The sequence below is a fragment of the Streptomyces lasalocidi genome (genome assembly GCF_005280215.1).
Classification (GTDB): domain Bacteria; phylum Actinomycetota; class Actinomycetes; order Streptomycetales; family Streptomycetaceae; genus Streptomyces; species Streptomyces longwoodensis.
In genome coordinates this window covers 2,431,162-2,448,930 of the sequence record NZ_SZNQ01000001.1, presented here as the reverse complement: position 1 = coordinate 2,448,930, position 17,769 = coordinate 2,431,162, and the positions used below count along the sequence as shown (strand labels likewise).

Genomic DNA, 17,769 nt, shown 5'->3' with positions numbered 1-17,769 from the left:
TGACGGAAGCGGCCCCCGCCATGGTGCGTGCCCGCGTGCGACGGCTCCAGGGGCCCGGCGGCGGGGACGGTGCGGGCGGTTGTGAAGGGTTCGTACGGAATCGGGGCCGGCCGCCCGATCGCCGGTCGCCGGCCGGCGCCGGGGATTACCGTCTGACCAGGGACCTGACACCCCAGGAGCAGCCCCGGCCCGGACCTGACCCCGGACCGGGGCTCATCCCGTTCCGGGGAGGGGACCGGCGGGTCCGGCGGGGGCCGGCCCCCGCCGGCAGTGACCGACAAGCGACCGGCGAGCGACCGGCCGGTCCCGCGGCCGCGGGACCGCGCTAGCGCGCCGAGAAGCCGTACACCGTCTCCGAGCGGTACACCTCGCCCGGCCGCAGCACCGTGCTGGGGAAGGCGGGCCGGTTGGGGGAGTCGGGGAAGTGCTGCGTCTCCAGGGCCACGCCCTCGCCCGGTGCGAGCGGTGCGGGCAGGTGGTCCCCGGTGTACAGCTGGAGGCCCGGCTCGGTCGTCGCCACCGTCAGCACCCGCCCGGACGCCGGGTCGTGCAGCTCGGCCACCTCCTCGGCGGCCGCCGTCAGGCCCTTGTCGAGCACGTAGTTGTGGTCGTAGCCCGCGTCGAGCTTGCGGGACGTGCGGAAGTCGAAGCGGCTGTCCGCCACCGGCGCGAGGTCACCCGTGGGGATGAGGTCGGCGTCGACCGGCGTGTACCGGGAGGCGGCGAGGCGCAGTTCGTGCCCCGTCGCCGTACCGCTGCCCGCGAGGTTGAAGTAGCTGTGGTTGGTCAGGTTCACCACCGTGGGGGCGTCCGTGACCGCCTCGTACGCGAACCGCAGCGCCCCGGAGGCGTCCAGCGTGTACGTCGCCGTGACCTCCAGGCGGCCCGGGAAGCCCTCCTCGCCGTCCGGGCTGACCCGGCTCAGCCGCAGCCCGTGCTCGACCGGCTCGACGTCCCACACCCGCTTGTCGAACCCCCGCGACCCGCCGTGCAGCGAGTTCGGGCCGGCCGTGGGCTCCAGCGGGTACGCCACGCCGTCCAGCTCGAAGCGGGCCCGCGCGATCCGGTTGGCGTACCGGCCGATCAACGCGCCCAGGAACGGCTCCGGGTGGTCCCGGTAGCCGTCCAGGTCCGCGAACCCCAGCACCACGTTCGCCGTCCGCCCGTCCCGGTCCGGGACCTCCACGGACTGCACGATCCCGCCGTACGACAGCACCCGCACCCGGGTGCCCGCCCGCTCCAGGGTCCAGCGGTGCACCTCAGTGCCATCGGAAAGTGTTCCGAAGTGTTCGCTCATGAGCGGAACCCTAAGTCACGTGCCCCGGGCGACGACCTCGCGGTAGGCGATCTCCGCGAGCCGCGCCTGGCCGTTCCTGCTGGGGTGGAACCAGTCCCAGTGGCTCAGCTGGTCGGTGCCGAACCGGTACGCGTAGACCGCCCCGCCGTCGAACCGGCACCGGGCGTCCTGCGCGCAGACCTCCCGAAGCACCGCGTTGTAGTCCTCCACCCGCCGCTGCACCGTGTCGCGCCGCCGGGTCGCCGCCGCGTCCAGCGCGTCCGCGTCGCCCAGCATCGACGGGCAGATCCCCAGCCGCCAGATCTGCTTGCCCAGCGGGTTGGTGCGCCCCTCGGACCACAGCCGCTTGAGGTTGGGCACGCTCGCCACGTACACCTGCGCCTTCGGCGCCGTCCGCCGCAACGTGCGCAGCGCCTCCTGGAATTCGGCCCGGAAGTCCGCCACCGGCGTCATCGCGTCCGCCGAGTCCCGGCAGGCGTCGTTGGCCCCGGCCATCACCGTCACCAGCGCGGGGCGTCGCACCGCCGCCTGCGCCATCTGGCCCGGCAGGTCGGCCATCCGGGCCCCCGACACCGCGTAGTTCCAGCTGTGCGTGGCCGCCTTCGCCCGCCCCAGCAGCCGCACCGCGAGGCTGTTCACCTCCGGGGCGCTGCCCGTCGCCCACGACACCGCCGGACAGTCCTGGAGGACCGTACAGGCGTCGAAGCCGCGCGTGATGGAGTCGCCGACCGCGGCGACCGAGGCCGGGCTCACGTCCCAGACCGGGGCCGTCGGCGTCGCACGTCGCGCCTGGGTGCCCGACGGGCCGTGCGCGTCGCCGCCCACGGCGTCGCAGCCCGCCACGCCGAGCACGGCCGCCGTCGTGACCACGAGCGCGGCCCGCACCCGCCGGCTTCGCTTCCGCATCCCTCGCCGATCCCCTCGCTGCTCGACTGCTGGTCCCGCCCGTCCGCCCACCCCGCCCGCCCCGCCCGGGCGGCGCACCGGCCCACCCCTCACAACGTGCGAGGGTTCCCGGAACGCGCGCACGACCCCGCACGACACGGCACATCGCACCCGTACAGGCGTCCTGCCGGGTGAATGGCGGACGTTTCACGGCACCGGGACCGACGGTACGTCACACTCCTTGCGCCGCCGCACGGTAGCCTCGCCCTCAGCGCGGCCGCCCGGCCGCCGCCCCTGTGCCCGTCTGCAAGACGACCCGCCTGCCCGGAGGTCCCGGTGACGACACGTGGAGTTCTGTACGTGCACTCCGCGCCGCGCGCGATGTGCCCGCACGTCGAGTGGGCCGTCGCCGGGGTGCTCGGCACGCGCGTCAACCTCGACTGGATCCGGCAGCCCGCCGCGCCCGGCACCTGGCGCTCGGAGTTCTCCTGGCAGGGCGAGGCCGGCACCGCCTCCAAGCTGGCGTCCGCGCTGCGCGGCTGGCACCTGCTGCGCTTCGAGGTGACCGCCGAGCCCCGCGCCACCGCCGAGGGCGAGCGCTACAGCTGCACCCCCGACCTCGGCATCTTCCACGCCGTCACCGGCATCCACGGCGACATCCTCATCCCCGAGGACCGGCTGCGCGCCGCCCTGCAGCGCTCCCAGCGCGGCGAGACGGACCTGGAGGCCGAGATCGCCAAGCTCCTCGGCAAGCCCTGGGACGACGAACTGGAGCCCTTCCGCTACGCGGGCGAGGGCGCCCCGGTCCGCTGGCTGCACCAGGTGGTCTGAGCCCCCGCCGAGCCCACCCGCCCGAAGACACCGAAGGGCCCCCACCGCGGTGGTGGGGGCCCTGGCGGCATGCTCACGGGGCTGTCAGACCGTACGGAACGCCAGCACCACGTTGTGCCCGCCGAAGCCGAACGAGTCGTTCAGCGCGGCGATGCGGCCCTCCACGGGCAGCTTCCGCGCCTCGCCGCGCACGATGTCCGCGCTGGCCTCGGCCTCGGGGTCGATGTTCTCCACGTTGATGGTCGGCGGGGCCACCCGGTGGTACAGCGCGAGCACGGTCGCGACCGTCTCCACGCCGCCGGCGCCGCCGAGCAGGTGCCCGGTCATGGACTTGGTCGCGGAGACCGCGATGTGGTCCGTGTCGTCGCCGAACACCTTGCGCAGCGCCTTCAGCTCGGCGATGTCACCGGCCGGCGTCGACGTCGCGTGCGCGTTGACGTGCACCACCTCGGACGGGTCCAGGTCGGTGCGGTCCAGCAGGTTCTGCAGGGCGTGCGAGATGCCCCGCCCCTCCGGCTCCGGCTGCACGATGTCGTGCGCGTCGGCCGAGATGCCCTGCCCGACCGCCTCGGCGTACACCCGCGCACCGCGCTTGGCGGCGTGCTCGGCGGACTCCAGGACGACCACGCCGGCGCCCTCGCCGAGGACGAAGCCGTCGCGGGCGACGTCGTAGGGGCGCGAGGCGCCCTGCGGGTCGTCGTTGTTCTTGGACATCGCCATCATGTTGCCGAACGCGGCGATCGGCAGCGGGTGGATGGCCGCCTCCGTACCGCCGGCGACGACGACGTCGGCGCGGCCGGTGCGGATCATCTCGATGGCGTAGCCGATGGCCTCCGCGCCCGACGCGCACGCCGAGACCGGCGTGTGCACGCCCGCGCGGGCGCCCACCAGCAGACCCACGTTGGCGGAGGGGCTGTTGGGCATGAGCATCGGCACGGTGTGCGGGGAGACGCGGCGGACGCCCTTCTCCTTGAGCACGTCGTACTGGTCGAGGAGCGTGGTCACGCCGCCGATGCCGGAGGCGATGACGGCGCCGAGCCGGTCGGGGTCGACGGAGCCGTCCTCACCGGCGCGGCCCTCGAACCCGGCGTCCTTCCAGGCTTCCTGGGCCGCGATCAGCGCGAACTGCGCCGAGCGGTCCAGCTTGCGGGCCTGCGGCCGCGGGATGACCTCGCCGGGCTCCACGGCGACCGGGGCCGCGATCTTGACGGCCTGCTCGGCCGCCCACTCCTGCTCCAGGGGCTTGACGCCGGAACGACCGGCGACCAGGCCCTCCCAGGTAGAGGCTGCGTCGCCACCCAGCGGTGTGGTTGCGCCGATACCGGTGACGACCACGGTGTGATTGGTCGGGCTCACGGGAATTCTTTCTCCAACGTTTACGAGGATCAGCGGCGCCACCGCCGGGTGGCGGGGCGGGCCGGAAGGCTCCGGCCCAAGCAGTGGCTCAGGCCTGGTGCTTGAGGATGTAGTCGGTCGCGTCGCCGACGGTCTTGAGGTTCTTGACGTCCTCGTCGGGGATCTTCACGTCGAAGCGCTCTTCGGCGGCGACGACGACCTCGACCATGGACAGCGAGTCGACGTCCAGGTCGTCGGTGAAGGACTTGTCCAGCTGGACGTCCTCAACCGGGATCCCGGCGATCTCGTTCACGATCTCGGCGAGACCGGCGACGATCTCTTCCTGAGTGGCGGCCATGTCGGCGCTCCTTCGTTGGTGTTCTTCAGGGTGTTCTTCAGGGGTGGCACTGACCGCGGCAGCGGCAGGCCGGTTGCTGTCCCGTCCCGGACGCGTGATCCGGCACGGAGTGCCTAGGGGAGAGTAACGACCGTCGCTGCGTAGACGAGACCCGCCCCGAAACCGATCACGAGGGCGGTGTCGCCGCTCCTCGCCTCGCCGGTCGCCAGGAGCCGCTCCATCGCGAGCGGGATCGAGGCGGCCGAGGTGTTGCCCGTGGTGCGCACGTCACGGGCGACCGTGACGGACTCCGGCAGCTTGAGCGTCTTCACCATCGAGTCGATGATCCGCTCGTTCGCCTGGTGCGGGATGAAGACGTCCAGGTCGGCCGGGTCGACGCCGGCCGCGTCCAGCGCCTGCTGGGCGACCTTCGCCATCTCGAACACGGCCCAGCGGAAGACCGCCTGGCCCTCCTGGGTGATGGCGGGGAACTTGACGTTGCCGTCCCGGTCCAGCGGGAGCTGGTCGACGTCCCCGACCCGCCACTCGTTCCACGCGACGGTCTGCTTGATGGTCTCCGACTTGTCGCCCTCGGAGCCCCACACCGTCGGGCCGATGGCCGGCTCCTGGGACGGGCCGACCACGACCGCGCCCGCGCCGTCGCCGAACAGGAAGGCCGTGGCGCGGTCCTCCAGGTCGGTCAGGTCGCTCAGCCGTTCCACGCCGATGACCAGCACGTACTCGGCCGAGCCCTCGACGATCAGGCCCTTGGCGAGGGTCAGGCCGTAGCCGAAGCCCGCGCAGCCGGCCGAGATGTCGAAGGCGGCGGCCTTGCCGGTGCCGAGCTTGTCGGCGATCTCGGTCGCCACGGCCGGGGTCTGCTTGAAGTGCGAGACGGTGGAGACGATCACCGCGCCGATCTGCTCGGCGGTGATCCCGGCGTCCGCGATGGCCTTGCCGGACGCCTCGACGGACATCGCGGCGACGGTCTCCTCGTCGTTCGCCCAGTGCCGGGTCGAGATGCCCGAGCGGGAGCGGATCCATTCGTCGGACGAATCGATGTGCTCGAGGATGACCTCGTTGGGCACGACCCGGATCGGGCGGTAGCCGCCGACGCCGATGATGCGCGCGTACGGTGCGCCCTTGCTGGCCTTGATCTTCGCCATGTTCGAATCGGCTCCTTGGCGTCTCAGGCGTGCTCGGCGATGAGCGCGCGGGCCGTGTCGAGGTCGTCGGGGGTCTTCAGCGCCAGGGTCTGCACCCCGGGCAGGGCACGCTTGGCCAGGCCGGTCAGGGTGCCGCCGGGGCACACCTCGACCAGCGCGGTGACGCCCAGCTCCTTGAACGTCTCCATGCACAGGTCCCAGCGGACCGGGTTGGCGACCTGGCCGACCAGCCGCTCCAGCACCTCGGTGCCCGAGGTGACGGCAAGACCGTCCTTGTTGGACACGTAGGTGACCTTCGGGTCGCCCGGCGCGACGGCCTTCGCGGCCGCGGCCAGCGTGTCGACCGCGGGGGCCATGTGGTGCGTGTGGAACGCGCCGGCCACCTTCAGCGGGACGACCTTGCGCACCCCCTCCGGCTTGTCCTCGGCCAGCGCGGCGAGCTGCTCCAGCGTGCCCGCGGCGACGATCTGGCCCGCGCCGTTGATGTTCGCCGGGGTCAGGCCCAGCTTCTCCAGGTGGGCGACCGAGGTGTCCGGGTCGCCGCCGAGCAGCGCCGACATGCCCGTTTCGGTGATCGCGGCCGCGTCGGCCATCGCCAGGCCCCGCTTGCGGACCAGGGCCAGCGCGTCGGTGTCGTCGAGGACGCCCGCGAAGGACGCGGCGGTGAACTCACCGACGGAGTGGCCGGCGACGGCGCCGGGCGCGATGTCACCCAGTGCCGCGGCGGACAGGATTCCGGCGGCGACCAGCAGCGGCTGGGCCACGGCGGTGTCGCGGATCTCGTCCGCGTCGGCCTGGGTGCCGTAGTGGGCGAGGTCCAGGCCGATGGCGTCCGACCAGGCGGCGACGCGGTCGGCGGCACCGGGCAGTTCGAGCCAGGGAGTCAGGAAGCCGGGCGTCTGGGCGCCCTGGCCGGGAGCGACGAGTACGAGCACTCTCACACTCTCTCTTGGGGACGGGCACGGCCGCCCGTGGGGACAAGGACGAAGAACGGCAGGGGGATTTGTGGGCCTCCGACAAAAGGCTAGGTCTGAGGATCACCGTCGGCCAGGCGCCCCAGGATCAGCGCGATGCGCAACGTGAAGGCCGAGCGTACATCGGACGGCGACCATCCGGTGACGTCAGTCACACGTCGGAGCCGGTAGCGCACGGTGTTGGGGTGGACGAACAGCATCCGCGCCGCGCCCTCCAGGCTGCTCGCCTGTTCCAGATACACGGACAGGGTTTCCAGCAGCGCAGAGCCGGCCTCCTCCAGCGGTCTGTAGATCTCCTCCACCAACTGGTGCCGGGCGCCGGGGTCCCCGGCCATGGCGCGCTCCGGCAGGAGATCGTCGGCCAGCACCGGGCGTGGCGCGTCCTGCCAGGCCGAGCAGGCCTTGAGCCCGGCCGCGGCGGCCTGCGCGGACCGGGTCGCGGCCAGCAGGTCGGGGACCACGGGCCCGGCGACGACCGGCCCGGCGGCGAACGGCCCGATCAGCGACTTCGCCACCGCCAGCGGGTTGTCGCTGCCGCCCGCGATGACCACGAGCCGGGCCCCGAGCACCCCGGTGAGCACCTGGAGCTTGGCGTGCCGGGCGGCCCGCCGGATCGCCTCCACGGTCAGCTCGGAGTCGCCGTCCGGGGCGGTGCCGAGGACCACGCAGACGTGTTCCGGCGCGTTCCAGCCGAGGGCGGCGGCCCGGCTGACGGCGCCCTCGTCGGCCTCGCCGCTGAGCACGGCGTTCACCACCAGCGACTCCAGCCGGGCGTCCCAGGCGCCGCGTGCCTCGGCGGCCTGGGCGTAGACCTGGGCGGTGGCGAAGGCGATCTCCCGGGCGTAGACCAGCAGCGCCTCGCGCAGCACGGACTCGTCGCCGGGCGCGGCGACCTCGTCGATCGCCGACTCCATGACCTCGATGGTGGTGCGCACCATCTCCACGGTCTGGCGCAGCGTGATGGCCCGGGTCAGCTCGCGCGGGGCGGTGCCGAAGACGTCGGTGGAGATGGCCTGCGGGGCGTCGGGGTGCCGGAACCACTCGGTGAAGGCGGCGATGCCGGCCTGGGCGACGAGGCCGATCCAGGAACGGTTCTCCGGGGGCATCGCCCGGTACCACGGCAACGATTCGTCCATGCGCGCGATGGCCTGCGCGGCGAGCGCCCCGGAGGACTTCTCCAGCCGCTTCAGGGTCGCGGCGTGCGGGTGGACGACGTGCGCTGCGGCGGGGGCCTTGCTGGCTTCGGGTTCGGGCACGGGGACAAGACTGCCTTATCGGTCCGCGGGCGTGGCGTGCCGGGGTGTGCCGGTGCACCTCCTCCCGCCGGTCGCGGGGCTACCGTGGGGTACGTGATGGACGTGCGGCGCGCCGGCGGGCGCTACAGGGGCGGGGACCCGGCGGCCGGGGTCGAGACCCGCCACGCCTTCTCCTTCGGCCCCCACTACGACCCGGACAACCTCCGCTTCGGCGCCCTGATCGCCTGCAACGAGGAGCGGCTCGCGCCCGGCGCCGGCTTCGACGAGCACCCGCACAGCCACACCGAGCTCGTCACGTGGGTGGTTGAGGGCGAGCTGACCCACCGCGACTCGCGCGGCCACGGGACGCTGGTGCGGCCCGGCGACGTCCAGCGGCTCAGCGCGGCCGCCGGGGTGCGGCACGTCGAGCGCAACGACGGCGCGGGGCCGCTGACCTTCGTGCAGATGTGGCTGGCCCCGCTGGACCCGGGCGGCGACCCGGTGTACGAGGTCGTCCGCGGCATCGCCGACGCCACGCCCTACGCCGTCCCGGAGGCGGGCGCGATGCTGCACGTGCGGCGGCTGGTGGCGGGGGAGCGGACCGCGCTGCCGGACGCGCCGCGGCTGTACGTCCACGTCGTGCGCGGCACGGTGCGGCTCGGCCCGCACGAGCTGGGCCCCGGGGACGCCGTGCGGGCCGCCGACGAGAAGGGCCACGAGCTGTCCGCCGCGGGCGGCCCGGCCGAGGTGCTGGTGTGGGAGCTGTCGGCCTGACCGGGCGGCCCGTCAGCTGGCGGCCGGCTCTTCCGCGTTGCGCCAGATCGTGAGGTCGACCGAGACGTAGTCGCTGGGGTCGCCCTTGGGCGCGGTGCCCTTGAAGGTGATCAGGGCGATGTGCCCGGACGTGGTGTGCACGCACAGGTGCGACCCGGCGCTGACCTGGGCGAGCGTGACGCTCTTGGCGTACCGGGTGTCCTCCCGGCACGTCTTCAGCGACGCGTCCTCGGCGTTGTTCAGGAGCACGATCTTCTCGCCGGGGCTGCCCAGCGCGGCCGGGCCGCCGAAGTCGCCGCCCTGGTAGTAGAAGTCGGAGCCCTCGGCGTAGGAGGCGCCGACGTCGTCGTAGAGCGGCTTGGGCGGGGAGTCGGCGAAGCGGACGTAGTAGCCCTCGGGGATGTTGATCCCCTTGTACGTCACCGGCTTCGGGTCGGGCAACGGCCTGGCGCCGTCCCCGGCGACCGGGGAGGAGGTCGAGGAGCTCGTGGCGCCGCCGTCCTCGGCCTTGTCCGTGATGTCCAGCAGCACCGATGCGCAGCTGCTGAGCCACACGAAGGCCGCCACCGCGGCGATGCCGATGCCGATCCACTTGCCGGCCCGGTTCCTCCTCGGCGGCAGCGGCGCGGGACGCCAGCCGGGCTGCTGTCCGAAGGGCGGCTGGGGCCCGGTCGGCGGGCCGTACGGCGGCCGGGGCCCGGTCGGGGGCCCGAAGCCGGGGGCGGGGGTGTGCGGCACCGGCGGCGGCCCGTAGCCCGGGACCGGCGTCGACGGGACGTGCGCGGCGGTCGCGGTGGGCGCGGCGTGCGCGGGCGGCGGGGTCGCGGGGGACGTGGGGGAGACGTGGGTGAGCGGCGCGGTGGGCGGCGGTCCCGCCGGGGCGGGCTTCGGCGCGGCCAGGGCGGCGGAGGCCGACACCCGCTGGGTGATGTCCGCGGCGATGGCCGCCGGCAGCCACGAGCCGGACTGGCGCAGCGGCGTCGGGGACGCCTCCTGGCACAGCTCGACGATCCGCGCCGGGGTGGGCCGCCGGGCCGGGTCCTTGGCCAGGCACTCCCGGACGAAGCGCAGCTGCTCGGGCAGCCCCTCCAGGTCCGGCTCCTCGTGGACGATCCGGTACAGCACGGCGTGCGAGGGGCCGTCGCCGTAGGCGCCCTGACCGCGCCCCGCGAAGGCGGCCACCTGGCCGAGCGCGAAGACGTCCGAGGCGGGCGTGATGGCCTTGCCGGCGGCCTGCTCCGGCGACATGAAGGCGGGCGTGCCGACGGAGATGCCGGTGCCGGTCAGCGCGGTGGCGTCGGCGGCCCGCGCGATGCCGAAGTCGATCACGCGCGGGCCGTCGGAGGCCAGCAGCACGTTGGACGGCTTCAGGTCGCGGTGCACGATGCCCGCGCCGTGGATCACCGACAGCGCCTCGGCCGTCCCGGCGAGCAGCAGCAGGACCGACTCGGCGGGCAGCGGGCCGTGCTCGGCGACCGCCGCGGCCAGCGAGGGGCCGGGCACGTAGGCGGTGGCCAGCCAGGGCCGGGTGCCGTCCACGTCGTAGTCGATGACCGGCGCGGTGTACAGGCCCTGCACCCGCTTGGCCGCCTCGACCTCCTGGCGGAACCGCCGGCGGAACTCGGGGTCCTCGCTCAGCTCGGGGCGGATCGTCTTCAGCGCGATCGGGTGCCCGCCGGGCGTGTACGACAGGTACACCGTGCCCATGCCGCCCGAGCCGAGCCGCGCCGCGAGCCGGTAACTCGCCACCGATCCCGGATCGCCGCTCTCCAGCGGACGGAACTGCCCGCCCGGTCCCCCGACTGCCATCGCTCTCCCCCGAGATCCACGCGTGACGTACCGCCCAAGTGTGCGTACGCACAGGGAGGTTATCCGAGCCGCACCCCCGACTGCGGCCTACCCCTGGGCTTGTGCCCGCACCGCGTCGGTGAACGGCGGCCACGCCTCGACCGCCCACGGCCCGAACGCGCGGTCCGTCAGGGCCACGCAGGCCAGCCGGGCGTCGGGGTCGATCCACAGGAACGTGCCGGACTGGCCGAAGTGACCGAAGGTGCGGGGCGAGGACGAACTCCCGGTCCAGTGCGGCGCCTTGCCGTCACGGATCTCGAATCCGAGCCCCCAGTCGTTGGGGTTCTGGTGGCCGTAGCCCGGCAGCACGCCCTTGGTGCCCGGGTACTGCACGGTCATCGCCTGCGCCACCGTGCGCGCATCCAGCAGCCGCGGCGCCTGCACCTCGGCGGCGAACCGCAGCAGGTCCTCCACGGTCGACACCCCGTCCTTGGCGGGCGAGCCCTCCAGCGAGGTGGCCGTCATCCCCAGCGGCTCCAGCACCGCCTGACGCAGGTACTCGGCGAACGGGATGTCCGTCGCCTTGGCGATGTGGTCGCCCAGCTGCTCGAACCCGGCGTTGGAGTACAGCCGCCGCTCCCCGGGCGGCGCAGTCACCCGGTGCTCGTCGAAGGCCAGCCCGGAGGTGTGGGCGAGCAGGTGGCGCACGGTCGCCCCGGCGGGCCCGGCCGGCTCGTCCAGCTCGACCGCCCCCTCCTCGTACGCGACGAGGGCGGCGTAGGCGGCGAGCGGCTTGGTCACCGAGGCCAGCGGGAACCGCCGGCCGACCGGGCCGTGGGTGCCCAGGACGGTCCCGTCGGCCCGGACCACGCCCGCCGCGGCGCAGGGGACCGGCCAGTTCTCGATCAGTGCGAGGCTCGTCAGCGACATGCGGCCGAGCCTACCTCCGGCACGGTCACCCTCCTCGCTTGCTTGGAGTGCACTCCAAGGCCCTAGCGTGGGGGCCATGACGGTGATGCAGACCACGCCCGTTCCCCTCGAGCACACCACCCGCCCCGCCGACGTCTGCTCCGCCCCGCCCCGGCGGCATCCCCGCCCCGACGGGCAGGACAGCTACACGATCAGCGAGGTCGTCGCCTTCACCGGCCTCACCGCGCACACCCTGCGCTGGTACGAGCGGATCGGCCTGATGGCCCACGTGGACCGCTCCCACACCGGCCAGCGCCGCTACAGCAACCGCGACCTGGACTGGCTCGACCTCGTCGGGAAGCTGCGGCTGACCGGCATGCCGGTCGCCGACATGGTGCGGTACGCCGAGCTGGTGCGCGAGGGCGACAGCACCTACGGCGCCCGGCGCGCCCTGCTGGAGGCCACCCGCCGCGACGTCCAGGCCCGCATCGCGGAGCTGCAGGACACGCTGGCGGTGCTCGACCGCAAGATCACCTTCTACTCCGACGCCACGCGCCCGTACGAAGCCGAGAGGACCCCCACCCGATGACCGACTCCAGGATCCCGACCACCCGGCTCGGCGACGACGGCCCCGAGGTCGGCGTCCAGGGCCTGGGCTGCATGGGCATGAGCTTCGGCTACGGCCCCTCCGACGCCGACCAGTCGCGGGCCACCCTCGAACGCGCCCTGGAGCTGGGCGTCACCCTGTACGACACGGCCGACGCGTACGGCGCCGGCGAGAACGAGCGCTTCCTGGCGCCGTTCGTCAGGGCCCACCGCGACGAGGTGGTCATCGCCACCAAGTTCGCCCTGAGCATCCCGCCGGACGACCCGACCCGGCGCGTCATCCGCAACGACGCCCCCTACGTCCGCGAGGCCGTCGAGGCTAGCCTGCAGCGCCTGGACGTCGACGTCATCGACCTCTACTACATGCACCGGCGCGACGTGGCCGTGCCGATCGAGGAGACCGTCGGCGTGATGGCCGAGCTGGTCCGCGAGGGCAAGGTGAAGCACCTGGGCCTCAGCGAGGTCACCGCCGACGAGCTGCGCGCGGCCCAGGCGGTCCACCCGATCGCCGCGCTGCAGTCGGAGTGGTCCCTGTTCAGCCGCGACATCGAGCGCCGGGTGGTGCCGGCGGCCCGCGAGCTGGGCGTGACCGTGGTGCCGTACTCGCCGCTCGGCCGGGGCTTCCTCACCGGCTCCTTCGCCGACGCCGACACGGACCTCACCGCCGACGACTTCCGCCGTCAGCAGCCCCGGTTCACCGGCGCGAACGCCGAGGCCAACGCGGCCCTCCTGGCGCCGCTGCGCGCCGTCGCCGACGCCCACGGCGCCACCCCCGGCCAGATCGCCCTGGCCTGGGTGCACCAGCAGGCCCGCGTGCACGACCTGCCGCTGGTGCCGATCCCGGGCACCCGCAAGCCCGGCCGGGTCGAGGAGAACACGGCGGCCACGGCGATCGTCCTGACCGACGAGGAGCTCGCCCTGCTGGAGCCGGTCGCCGGCCGGGTGGTGGGCGACCGCTACGCCGACATGTCGTTCACCTCGGCCGGGCGGGAGTAGTCCCGGGGCGCGCTCAGCGCGCCCCGCGCACGGCGGCGAGCACGGCCGCGGCGAACGGCAGCGACTCGTGCACCACCCCGTAGCCCAGCCCGAACACCACGGCGGCCGGGTCCTGATCGGCGGGACCCGGCCGCTCGTCGGCGCCCTTGCGCCGCAGCCGCAGGTACCCCTCGAACAGCTCCGGCGACCGCCACTCCACCCCGCACAGCTCGGACACCGGGAAGCTCTGGTCGCCGGCCTTCCACTTCGCCGACGACGCGCCCGTCCAGAACCAGCGGAAGCGCACCGTGCGCCCGTCGAAGGACGCCTTGCCGTCGTACGCCTTGAACGACAGCGGCACCTCGGGCGCCTCGACCAGGAACCGGTCCGTGGGCCCCGACTCGGTCAGCAGCCCCTTCAGCTCGTCGGCGTAGTACTCCGCGAGCAGCTCGCGGTCGCCGGGCAGCACCAGCTTGTAGGGGTCGCACGCCTCCTTCAGCTGCCCGTCGGCGGCCTCCGTCAGCGGGTCGGCGCCGGGCCGGGGCACCGCCCGCAGGACCACGGTCCCGCGCTTGCCCTGCTCCAGCGTGACGCGCTCCAGCGCCGAGAAGGGGACCCGCCGCTCGCGCAGTGCCGAGAACAGCTTCGGGGCCCGCAGACCCCGCTCGTAGCGGATGAGGACGGAGTCGGAATCGAACTCCCAGGTGGCATGGAATCCGGCCAGTACGTCACCCATGCGGCTCATCGTAAGCGGGACCCGCCCGTTCGCACCCTCCCCGCGCATGCCGCAGTTCCTCCTCTTCTACGCGCGTCCGACCGGCGTGGTGGCGGACAAACCCGTGCGACAGGCGTCGTCTTCGCGGGCGCACACGACCGACGGGTACGCGCCAACCCCGATGCGGGCGAAGTTGCGCAGGCTGTCGGTGCCGGGTTCGAAGTAGCCGCCGTGGCCCCGGGCCTGCTCCGCCGAGAGCACCCGGGCGCCGAACGCCCGGGACACCGGGTCCTCGCCGTGCCCGAGCCCGCCCAGTTCCAGGTAGGGAACGTCGCGCACCCAGTCGTCGGCGTCCCGCATCGCCCACACCCGGGCGCCGGTGCGCAGCTGGGCGGCCTTCTCCACGCGCATCCCGGGGCTGCCCGCCACCGCGACGTCGGCCACCCGGCGAGGCATCGCGTGCGCGGCCACGCCGCACACCACCGAGCCGTAGCTGTGGCAGAACAAGGCAACCGGTGCCACCGGCGCGGTGTCCGGCAGGGCCCGCAGCAGCGCGTTCAGCCGCACCGCCCCGTTCTCGGCGCGCAGTCCGGTGGCCGAGTCGATGCCGAGGCCGTGGGGCGAGGTGTAGTCGGCCCAGGCGATCACGGCGGTGCGGGTGGCCGGGCTCGCCGTGCGCTCGGCCGCGTACAGCGCCTCGGCCATGCCGACCGGCGCCGACCAGCGGCGCGAGGTGCGCTGGAAGGTGAGCAGGTCGGTGTCGACACCGGGGACGACCACGGAGATCCGCTGGGCGCGGTCGAGGTCGCCGAAGACCTCGGCGGCCCGCCCGGAGCCCTCCGGGTCGAAGGCGAGGATCTGCCGCCCGGGGGCGCCCATCGCCTCGAAGCGGTGCATCCGGCGGCCCGCCTCGTGCTGGCCGGCCGGGGTGAGCCGGCCGTCGTGCATCCGGGCCCGCTCGGCGCGCACCGCCTCGGCCAGCGCGAGGCGGTTGGCCTGGTAGCGCAGGGTGACGGGGGCGCCGTTCATGTTGCCGACGGCCAGCGGGTAGCGCCGGGCGAGCGCGGCGCGCTGGGCGCCGCTCAGCGAGGCGAAGAAGCGGGTCAGGCGGGCCGGGGACGCGCCGGGGTCCGGCAGGGCGTGCCCCGACAGCCGGCCGTGCTCCCAGGAACTGAGCGAGGTCTGCAGGGCGGTGGCGGTGCGGTGGTGGCGCAGAGCGGTCCAGCCGCTCGTCGTCAGCATCACGAACACCACGGCCAGCGCGAGCAGTGCGCGCCAGACGTTGAGCTGCGGGGAGGTGTCGAAAGAAGTCACTGGGAGGACACACTAGGAGAACGGGCGGGTCTCGGGAGACCCGAGTGACAGGGATCACGTTTGGATAAACGCTTTCGGGGCCCACCTTCTCAGAGGGCGCGCCAGTTCCCCGTGAGCGCGGGCCCCACCTGATCGAGGTAGGCCGTCGTCAGCGCCCGGATGGCGGCCAGGCTGAAGTCCTCACCGAGGCTCCACTGGCGCTCGGTCACCCGCATCACCCCGCCGAAGACGGCCACCGCGATGCGCGGGCGCGGGTCGGCGTCCACGTCCAGGCCCTCCCGCTCGGCGAGCACCCGCGCGATCCGGTCCTCGGTGTCGGCCGAGCGGCGCAGGTGGGCGGCGAGCAGCACGGGCGTCGACTCGATCAGCCGGTACATCCGCAGGTACAGCTCGACCGGTACGACGTCCTCGACGCCCTCGCTGAGCGTGTCCCAGCCCTCCGTCAGGGCGTGCCGCAGCGCCTGGAGGGGCGTCTCGTCGGCCGGACGCGCCCGCACGGCCGCCACGAACCGCTCCTCGACCAGGTCCTGCACGGCGAAGGCGGCCTCCTCCTTGCCGGCGAAGTAGCGGAAGAAGGTGCGCTGCGAGACGCCGACCGCATCGGCGACGTCGTCGACCGTGGTGCGCTCGTAGCCGCGGGTGGTGAACAGTTCGAGCGCGGCGCGCAGCAACGCCTCCCGGGTGCGCTGCTTCTTGCGCTCACGCAGGGTTTCCATAATGTGTCAGTAACCGACTTGTGAATTGGTTTGTCAATTGTCAGCGGCTGTCACTAGCCTCGCGGTATGACTAGTCAGACCACCATCGACGCGAAGGGGCCGGGGGACAAGGCACCCGCGGGCCGTTCGGACCACGGGCCCTCCGCGGGCCTGCGCGGTCACCCCTGGTTCACGCTGATCACCGTTGCCGTAGGGGTCATGATGGTGGCCCTCGACGGCACCATCGTGGCCATCGCCAACCCGGCGATCGCGAAGGACCTGGGCGCCACCTTCGCCGAGGTCCAGTGGATCACCAACGCCTACTTCCTGGCCCTCGCGGTCTCCCTGATCACCGCGGGCAAGCTCGGTGACCGCTTCGGCCACCGCCAGACCTTCCTGATCGGCGTGGTCGGCTTCGCCGCCGCCTCCGGCGCGATCGGCCTGTCCGACAGCATCGCGCTCGTCGTCACCTTCCGGGTGTTCCAGGGCCTGTTCGGCGCGCTGCTCATGCCGGCCGCCCTCGGCCTGCTGCGGGCCACCTTCCCGGCCGAGAAGCTCAACATGGCCATCGGCATCTGGGGCATGGTCATCGGCGCGTCCACCGCCGGCGGCCCGATCCTCGGCGGCGTCCTCGTCGAGCACGTCAGCTGGCAGTCGGTGTTCTTCATCAACGTCCCGGTCGGCGCCCTCGCGCTGGTCCTCGGCGTGCTGATCCTGCTCGACCACCGCGCCGAGAACGCGCCGCGCTCCTTCGACCTGCTGGGCATCGCACTGCTGTCCGGCGCGATGTTCTGCCTGGTGTGGGCCCTGATCAAGGCGCCGACCTGGGGCTGGGGCGACGGCACGACCTGGCTGTTCATCGTGGTCTCCCTGGTCGGCTTCGCCGCTTTCGCCTTCTGGGAGACGAGGGTCAAGGAGCCGCTGATCCCGCTGAAGCTGTTCCGCTCCGTCCCGCTGTCCGCGGGCGTGGTGCTGATGGTCCTCATGGCCATCGCCTTCATGGGCGGCCTGTTCTTCGTGACGTTCTACCTCCAGAACGTCCACGGGATGAGCCCCATCGACGCGGGCCTGCACCTGCTCCCGCTCACCGGCATGATGATCGTCGGCTCGCCGCTGGCCGGCGCGATGATCACCAAGCTCGGCCCGCGCGTCCCGCTGGCCGGCGGCATGCTCTGCACCGCCGTCGCCATGTACGGCATGTCCACCCTGGACACCGGCACCGGCAGCGCCGTGATGTCCCTCTGGTTCGCCCTGCTGGGCCTGGGCCTTGCCCCGGTCATGGTCGGCGCCACCGAGGTCATCGTCGGCAACGCGCCGATGGAGCTGTCCGGCGTGGCCGGCGGCCTGCAGCAGGCGGCCATGCAGATCGGCGGCAGCCTCGGCACCGCCGTGCTGGGCGCCGTCATGGCCTCCAAGGTGGACGGCGACCTGCCGGGCAACTGGAAGGACGCGGGGTTGCCCCCGCTGACGCCGGGTCAGCTCGACCAGGCGTCCGAGGCGGTCCAGGTCGGCGTCGCGCCGGTCCAGCCGGGCATGCCCGAGGCGATCGCCGCGAAGATCACCGACGTGGCCCACGACACCTTCATCTCCGGCATGAGCCTCGCCTCGCTCGTCGCGGCCGGGGTGGCGGTCGTCGCCGTGTTCGTCGCGCTGCTGACCAAGCGCGGCGCGAACGTGGAGGCGGGCGCGGGCGTCGGCCACATCTGACGCTCCCGGCCCGGCGGCGGCCCCGGCTGAGGGGCCGCCGCCGGGCGAGGGGCCGGCGCCGCAATTCCCTCATCAGGGTGAGAACGCTCAAGGCCGCTGGCTCCCGGCGCGCGCCGCAGGTCACAGTGGGTCAAGCCCTGCGCAACGCAGGGCGGACCGGGCCGCGGCGCGCTGCCGGAGGGGGACAGCGCGCCGACGCCCCGGCCCGGGCGGCGCATGATCCGCG

The 17,769-nt window shown here is 73.5% G+C and carries 16 protein-coding genes and 1 pseudogene; 5 read left to right on the top strand and 12 right to left on the bottom strand.

Features of this window, described 5'->3' with window-relative positions:
• Positions 1-325 precede the first annotated feature (325 nt).
• Together E4U91_RS10985 and E4U91_RS10980 are read right to left on the bottom strand one after the other, a co-directional pair.
• Positions 326-1,297 carry an aldose epimerase family protein gene (locus E4U91_RS10985; RefSeq protein WP_137306681.1) on the bottom strand — a complete coding sequence of 324 codons (972 nt, stop codon included), beginning with the start codon at positions 1,295-1,297 and terminating at the stop codon, positions 326-328.
• Positions 1,298-1,312: 15 nt separating this feature from the next.
• The gene (locus E4U91_RS10980) at positions 1,313-2,203 is read right to left on the bottom strand and encodes an SGNH/GDSL hydrolase family protein (RefSeq protein ID WP_137306680.1); all 891 of its coding nucleotides are present in this window, start codon (positions 2,201-2,203) and stop codon (positions 1,313-1,315) included.
• A 315-nt stretch (positions 2,204-2,518) separates the two neighbouring features.
• Here E4U91_RS10980 and E4U91_RS10975 point away from each other — a divergent pair, with 315 nt between their 5' ends.
• Positions 2,519-3,013 (top strand): DUF3145 domain-containing protein, encoded by a 495-nt coding sequence (locus E4U91_RS10975; RefSeq protein WP_067231203.1) that lies wholly within the window; start codon positions 2,519-2,521, stop codon positions 3,011-3,013.
• A gap of 84 nt (positions 3,014-3,097) precedes the next feature.
• Here the strand turns inward: E4U91_RS10975 and fabF are convergent, their stop codons facing one another.
• From fabF to E4U91_RS10950, 5 genes are all read right to left on the bottom strand, one after another.
• Positions 3,098-4,369, bottom strand: a complete 1,272-nt coding sequence (fabF, locus tag E4U91_RS10970; RefSeq protein WP_137306679.1) for a beta-ketoacyl-ACP synthase II — start codon at positions 4,367-4,369, stop codon at positions 3,098-3,100.
• A gap of 88 nt (positions 4,370-4,457) precedes the next feature.
• A complete protein-coding gene (locus E4U91_RS10965; protein WP_030341284.1) occupies positions 4,458-4,706 on the bottom strand; it encodes an acyl carrier protein in 249 nt (82 codons plus the stop codon).
• A 113-nt stretch (positions 4,707-4,819) separates the two neighbouring features.
• Positions 4,820-5,851 carry a ketoacyl-ACP synthase III gene (locus E4U91_RS10960; RefSeq protein WP_137306678.1) on the bottom strand — a complete coding sequence of 344 codons (1,032 nt, stop codon included), beginning with the start codon at positions 5,849-5,851 and terminating at the stop codon, positions 4,820-4,822.
• A gap of 23 nt (positions 5,852-5,874) precedes the next feature.
• Complete coding sequence (locus E4U91_RS10955) at positions 5,875-6,786, bottom strand: ACP S-malonyltransferase (RefSeq protein ID WP_137306677.1); 912 nt, start codon at positions 6,784-6,786, stop codon at positions 5,875-5,877.
• 89 nt (positions 6,787-6,875) lie between these two features.
• Positions 6,876-8,081 (bottom strand): PucR family transcriptional regulator, encoded by a 1,206-nt coding sequence (locus E4U91_RS10950; protein WP_137306676.1) that lies wholly within the window; start codon positions 8,079-8,081, stop codon positions 6,876-6,878.
• Positions 8,082-8,174: 93 nt separating this feature from the next.
• Between E4U91_RS10950 and E4U91_RS10945 the strand changes: the two genes are divergently transcribed.
• Positions 8,175-8,834: a pirin family protein gene (locus tag E4U91_RS10945; RefSeq protein WP_168218101.1), complete on the top strand. Its 660-nt coding sequence runs from the start codon at positions 8,175-8,177 to the stop codon at positions 8,832-8,834.
• A gap of 12 nt (positions 8,835-8,846) precedes the next feature.
• On the opposite strand, the gene E4U91_RS10940 is transcribed toward E4U91_RS10945, so the two are convergent.
• On the bottom strand, positions 8,847-10,643 hold the full coding sequence (locus tag E4U91_RS10940) for a serine/threonine-protein kinase (RefSeq protein WP_137306675.1): 1,797 nt from the start codon (positions 10,641-10,643) through the stop codon (positions 8,847-8,849).
• Positions 10,644-10,730: 87 nt separating this feature from the next.
• Positions 10,731-11,552, bottom strand: coding sequence for a serine hydrolase domain-containing protein (locus E4U91_RS10935; RefSeq protein ID WP_137306674.1), 822 nt, complete (start codon positions 11,550-11,552; stop codon positions 10,731-10,733).
• Between the two features lie 76 nt (positions 11,553-11,628).
• Between E4U91_RS10935 and E4U91_RS10930 the strand changes: the two genes are divergently transcribed.
• Both E4U91_RS10930 and E4U91_RS10925 read left to right on the top strand, forming a co-directional pair.
• On the top strand, positions 11,629-12,120 hold the full coding sequence (locus tag E4U91_RS10930) for a MerR family transcriptional regulator (RefSeq protein ID WP_137306673.1): 492 nt from the start codon (positions 11,629-11,631) through the stop codon (positions 12,118-12,120).
• Positions 12,117-13,133: an aldo/keto reductase gene (locus tag E4U91_RS10925; protein WP_137306672.1), complete on the top strand. Its 1,017-nt coding sequence runs from the start codon at positions 12,117-12,119 to the stop codon at positions 13,131-13,133. The genes E4U91_RS10930 and E4U91_RS10925 overlap by 4 nt, the downstream gene beginning before the upstream one ends.
• Before the next feature lie 25 nt (positions 13,134-13,158).
• Here the strand turns inward: E4U91_RS10925 and E4U91_RS10920 are convergent.
• The 3 genes and pseudogenes from E4U91_RS10920 to E4U91_RS10910 form a co-directional block, all read right to left on the bottom strand.
• Positions 13,159-13,857: pseudogene (locus tag E4U91_RS10920) on the bottom strand (DUF4429 domain-containing protein); the annotation flags it as partial.
• Between the two features lie 57 nt (positions 13,858-13,914).
• Positions 13,915-15,141, bottom strand: a complete 1,227-nt coding sequence (locus tag E4U91_RS10915) for an alpha/beta hydrolase (RefSeq protein ID WP_137306670.1) — start codon at positions 15,139-15,141, stop codon at positions 13,915-13,917.
• 89 nt (positions 15,142-15,230) lie between these two features.
• Entirely contained in the window at positions 15,231-15,857 is a 627-nt protein-coding gene (locus E4U91_RS10910; RefSeq protein WP_137306669.1) for a TetR family transcriptional regulator, read from the bottom strand.
• Positions 15,858-15,923: 66 nt separating this feature from the next.
• Between E4U91_RS10910 and E4U91_RS10905 the strand changes: the two genes are divergently transcribed.
• The gene (locus E4U91_RS10905) at positions 15,924-17,543 is read left to right on the top strand and encodes an MFS transporter (protein ID WP_137306668.1); all 1,620 of its coding nucleotides are present in this window, start codon (positions 15,924-15,926) and stop codon (positions 17,541-17,543) included.
• Positions 17,544-17,769: the final 226 nt, after the last annotated feature.